General features: G+C 69.4%; 1 protein-coding gene. It reads left to right on the forward strand.

What is annotated here, in order from left to right:
• A partial coding sequence (locus N4G70_RS36910) for a condensation domain-containing protein (protein ID WP_261717158.1) occupies positions 1–510 on the forward strand: 510 nt, incomplete at both ends.

A 510-nucleotide genomic window follows, 5' to 3' on the forward strand; every position in this document is an offset into this window, starting at 1 on the left:
CGCGTTGGCGGCGTACGCGCATCAGGATGTGCCGTTCGAGCGGTTGGTGGAGGTCCTCGATCCCGAGCGGTCGATGGGGCGCAACCCGCTGTTCCAGGTGATGCTCATCCTCCAGAACAACGAACGCGCCGCACTCGAACTCCCCGGACTCCAGGCGCGGTACGAGCCCCCGGACGTCGAGGAGGTCAGCTTCGACCTGAACTTCTTCCTGCTGGAACAGCACGGCGCCGACGGAGCCCCCACCGGCCTCGACGGATTCGTGGAGTACAGCAGGGAGCTGTTCGACGAGTCCACGGTCGCCTCGATGGCCGAGCGACTGTCCCGGCTGCTCGAACAGGTCGCGCTGGAGCCCGAGTTGAGCGTCGGTGAGATCGAGGTGCTGTCCGAGGACGAGCGCCGGCGCACCCTCGGGGAGTGGAGCGGAACCCGGGGCGGCGACACCGCCACCACCGTGCCGGCCCGCTTCGAGGCCCAGGTGGAGCGGACGCCGGACGCGGTCGCGGTGGTGTG

This window comes from Streptomyces sp. ASQP_92 (assembly GCF_025399895.1).
Lineage (GTDB): Bacteria > Actinomycetota > Actinomycetes > Streptomycetales > Streptomycetaceae > Streptomyces.